This is a genomic window from Bacillus sp. SIMBA_005 (assembly GCF_046535585.1).
Classification (GTDB): domain Bacteria; phylum Bacillota; class Bacilli; order Bacillales; family Bacillaceae; genus Bacillus; species Bacillus pumilus.
In genome coordinates this window covers 1-276 of sequence record NZ_JAWRWI010000304.1, presented here as the reverse complement: position 1 = coordinate 276, position 276 = coordinate 1, and the positions used below count along the sequence as shown (strand labels likewise).

1 protein-coding gene is annotated in these 276 nt (G+C 29.0%); it reads right to left on the bottom strand.

The window, feature by feature from the left end:
* A partial coding sequence (locus tag SB660_RS20225) for a hypothetical protein (RefSeq protein WP_410584090.1) occupies positions 1-98 on the bottom strand: 98 nt, incomplete at its 3' end.
* Between the last annotated feature and the right edge of the window lie 178 nt (positions 99-276).

Genomic DNA, 276 nt, shown 5'->3' with positions numbered 1-276 from the left:
GAGAAAATCATTCTTTTATTCTCAGAATACTGTAGTCTGTGAAATAAATATATACCTGCAACCATGACAGATATGTTATATATGATTGCTTCAAACATTTCTATACCGACTCCTTCATTAACCATTAGCTATTGTAAGTGAAAACTTACAATTTGTCATCACTTAGTAGTAGAAAATCGATACAAACAATGGTATTTGATGTTAAAATAGTTTCTTAAATGGTATGATAGAAAAAATGTATACCGATAAAGAGGACTACGGAGATGACAATTTTTA